This window comes from Lutibacter sp., assembly GCF_040883305.1.
GTDB lineage: Bacteria > Bacteroidota > Bacteroidia > Flavobacteriales > Flavobacteriaceae > Lutibacter.
This window is the reverse complement of sequence record NZ_JBFLKT010000114.1, coordinates 1-3726: the sequence shown is the minus strand read 5'-3', so window position 1 is coordinate 3726 and position 3726 is coordinate 1. Positions and strand designations below refer to the sequence as shown.

Below are 3726 nucleotides of genomic sequence, written 5' to 3'. Positions count from 1 at the left end.
CAATGATATTTGTTACATGAGATCTGCTTTTACCAACTCTTTGAGCCAGTTCGTCTTGAGTAATGTTTAAAGTATCTTTTATTTGAACATATGCCTTTGCCTCTTCTATGGCATTTAGATCTTCCCTTTGAAGATTTTCAAGTAATGCTATCTCCATCATTTGCTGTTCTGTGAAGTCGCTAATTATTGCAGGGATTTTTTCAAGGCCAGCTTTTTTAGATGCTTTTACTCTTCTTTCACCAGCAATAATAACAAATTTTCCATCTTGTTTTTTAACAATGATTGGCTGGAAGACGCCATGTTCTTTTATTGAATCAGTTAATTCTTGAAGGGATTCTTCATCAAAATTAGTTCTAGGTTGATATGGGTTGCTTGTTAGTTTATCAAGCGCTACTTCTGTTAAACTGTTTTTTTCTATTGCATCTTCAATTATTTTTTCTTCAAGAGTTTCAAAATCAAGAGCGTTTGTTTCAAAAAGTTGTTCTAGCCCTTTTCCTAGGGCTCTCTTTTTATTTTCCATTTCTTTCAATCACTTCCTTTGCTAACATCAAATAGGCTGTTGCACCTTTTGATTTAGAGTAGTATTCAATTATTGGTTTTCCATATGATGGTGCTTCACTTAGTTTAACGAGTCTTGGAATTATTGTGTCATAAACGCGTTCTTTAAAGTAGGCTCTTATATCTTCCACAACTTCTAGTCCAAGATTTGTTCTTGGGTCAAGCATAGTGAGCAAGACTCCCTCAATATCAAGTTCGGGGTTAAGCTTTTTCTTTGCTTGCATAATTGTTGATAGAAGTTGCATTATTCCTTCTAGGGCATAAAACTCACACTGAACCGGAATAATTACTGAATTTGAGGCCGTTAGTGCATTGGTTGTTATTATTCCAAGAGACGGCGGACAGTCAATAATTATATAGTCATAGTTTTCGACCACTTTATCTAGTTTTTCTTTTAGTTGATTACCTTTTTTGAAATCTTCTTGTTCTCTTTCTTTTTGGATTAATTCAATATCAATACCTGCGAGATTGATTATTGCAGGAACTACTGAAAGATTTTTAAATTTTGTTTTTATTGTTGCATCTGCAATTTCGCAATTTCCCGCTAAAACATCGTAGATGCTGTATTTTATTTTACCTTTATTTATGCCCACACCAGTTGTTGCATTTCCTTGAGGATCAAGATCTATTAATAATACTTTTTTATTAAAATGACCAAGTGAAGATGAAAGGTTAATGCTGGTTGTAGTTTTACCTACCCCACCTTTTTGATTCACTAGTGATATTACTTTTCCCATGTGTTCACCTTCTTTTTACTGTGTCTTAATTTTATCAGATTTTTAATGTTTTTTAAACGATTTTGGGAATATAAATAAAAAAACTGCGGATGCAGTTTATTCTTTTTCTATCTTAACAATCATTTGGAAGCTTTTCTTAAAATCAAAGTCTTCAACAACAATTTTATAGCCTTCTTTTATTTTCTCATCAATTGCTTGTTTAATGCTTTCTGCTGCTGCGAAGGCATCTTTTGTAATTGAAGGTTCAACTATAGGCGTTGCTTCTACTTCCTTTTCAGGTTCTTCAGCAACTATTCCGGATTTTTGTTTGAACTCGTTTATAATTGATTGAATATTTGTTTTGATTTCTTCTGCTTCCGTTTCTGGTACTTGAACAAATTTATTTTGAGCTACTGGTTCTGGTTGTTCAACTATTGTGGCTTCTGGGGCTGGCTCAAATATATTTGGAGCAGCTGGTACAGATGGCATACTTGATACTTCTGCTGTTGGAATGTTCATATTATTTAGTATTGGCGTTGGCTCAAGTGGTGGCATTTGAACAAGAGTTTCACCCTCGCCTTCATCAGTGCTTTCTTCTTCAATAACTGGCTCTATTACTGGTATTTCTATTGTAGGGATTTCTACTGGTTCTTCGGATACTTGGACTGGTGTTTCAACCGGTTCCATTACTGGAGGAACTGGCGTAGATTCCATAATAGAAGACTCCACTTCAACTACAGGTGTTGGGTGGTTTATTGGTTCTGGCTGAGGCATCTCTGGTATTTCTGGGATGCTTAAGTCCGGAATTTCTATTGGCGCTATTTCTGGCACGGCTATCGCTTCTTCGGTTTTCGGTTCTATTACTGGTGCAGATGGTACTGCTTGTTCCATTGTTGGAACTACTGTATTTTCATTCATTTTAGGTCCCCCATTTATTAATTGATCTAGTAATCTAACTGGCATCTTTTCAGCGATTACTTTTCTTAATAATTCGTTTTGTTTTTCTGCTTCTGAAACTTTTAGTAGGCTTCTGGCATGTCTTTCAGAAATACGCTTATTAAGTAGTGCTTCCTTTACTTCTGGTGTTAGATTTAAAAGTCTTAGTTTATTCGCAATTGTTCCTTGTGTTACACCGACTTTATTTCCTACTTGTTCTTGAGTTAATCCACTTAAATTTATTAATTTATTATATGACTCCGCTTCTTCTATGGCGGTTAAGTTTTGTCTTTGAACGTTTTCAATTAGCGCTACTTCTGCTGATTCCTTATCATCCATCTCTTTAATGATTACCGGTACCTTTTCAAGACCCGCAAGTCCAGAGGCTTTGTATCTTCGTTCACCGGCAATTATTTCGTATTTTTCCCCTAATCGGCGTACGATTAATGGTTGTATTACACCGTGCTGTCTTATAGACTCAGCCAAATCGTTTAATTCTTTTTCGTCGAAGTGTTTTCTTGGTTGAAAACGATTAGGAAGAATGTCATCTAAATACACGTTAAAAATTTCGTTGTTCACATTAACGCACCCCTTTATCTTATTCTTTATATTATCATAACCTTTTTTAATCTTTTTTACAATGGCTTTTTCTTTATTTGAGAATAATTTCTTGGATATTTTGAGTTTGTTTTTGACACTTTTTTAACTTTGATTAACATTCTTTTTTCATTTGTAATTGGTAGATTTATTTCTTTTACTTTTTCTATTTCTGAGTTTAGAGTTTTTAGTGCATTTGTGGCTTCGTTAAGGTTTTCGTTTTTCGCTTTCATAATTAGCATATGTCCATTTATTTTTAGCATTGGAACTCCAAGTTCCAATAAAATTGGAGTTGAGGCAACAGCTCTTGCTGTTATAAAGTCAAAAGTTTCAATATTTTTTTTTGCAAAGTCTTCTGCTCTCTCGTTATATACTGAGATTTTTTCTAATTTTAAATCATTTATTACTTTTTCTAGAAATATTGTTCTTTTTTTTAGGCTATCTACAAGAGTTATTTTCAGGTCGGGAAATGCTATTTTTAAGACTATTCCAGGAAATCCCGCTCCACTCCCCATATCACATAAACTTTTTGGTCCAGAAAGGTTTTCTAATGTTGCTAGAGTTAGAGAGTCATAAAAGTGTTTTAAATATACTTCTTCTTTTTCGGTTATTCTAGTCAAATTGTGAATCTTATTATATTCAATTATCTTTTCATAATATATTTCTAGTTGATTTAATTGTTTTTTGCTCAAGTTAATGTTTATGTTTTTTAAGTTTTCAAGCAGTTTTTCTTGATTCATCTTTTTCACCTTTCTTCAAATATATCATTAAGATAGATATGTCCGCAGGATTTACACCACTTATTCTTGTTGCTTGAGCTAGAGTTTCTGGTATCACTTCATTTAGTTTTTGTCTTGCTTCGGAGGCTAAGTTTTTAATTTCATTATAGTTTATATTTTTAGGAATTTTCTTTTTTTCT

General features: G+C 33.3%; 5 protein-coding genes. All 5 read right to left on the bottom strand.

The features are described from left to right. Positions 1–520 (bottom strand): ParB/RepB/Spo0J family partition protein (locus AB1Z17_RS03515; RefSeq protein ID WP_368050413.1); only part of this gene is annotated, 520 nt, incomplete at its 3' end. Next, a complete protein-coding gene (locus AB1Z17_RS03510) occupies positions 510–1295 on the bottom strand; it encodes a ParA family protein (protein WP_368050412.1) in 786 nt (261 codons plus the stop codon). The genes AB1Z17_RS03515 and AB1Z17_RS03510, both read right to left, overlap by 11 nt. Positions 1296–1391: 96 nt before the next feature. Then, positions 1392–2789, bottom strand: coding sequence for a ParB/RepB/Spo0J family partition protein (locus AB1Z17_RS03505; protein ID WP_368050411.1), 1398 nt, complete (start codon positions 2787–2789; stop codon positions 1392–1394). Positions 2790–2845: 56 nt separating this feature from the next. After that, a complete protein-coding gene (rsmG, locus tag AB1Z17_RS03500; RefSeq protein ID WP_368050410.1) occupies positions 2846–3547 on the bottom strand; it encodes a 16S rRNA (guanine(527)-N(7))-methyltransferase RsmG in 702 nt (233 codons plus the stop codon). Continuing rightward, on the bottom strand, positions 3525–3726 hold a 202-nt coding region (locus AB1Z17_RS03495), incomplete at its 5' end, for a hypothetical protein (RefSeq protein ID WP_368050409.1). The genes AB1Z17_RS03495 and rsmG, both read right to left, overlap by 23 nt.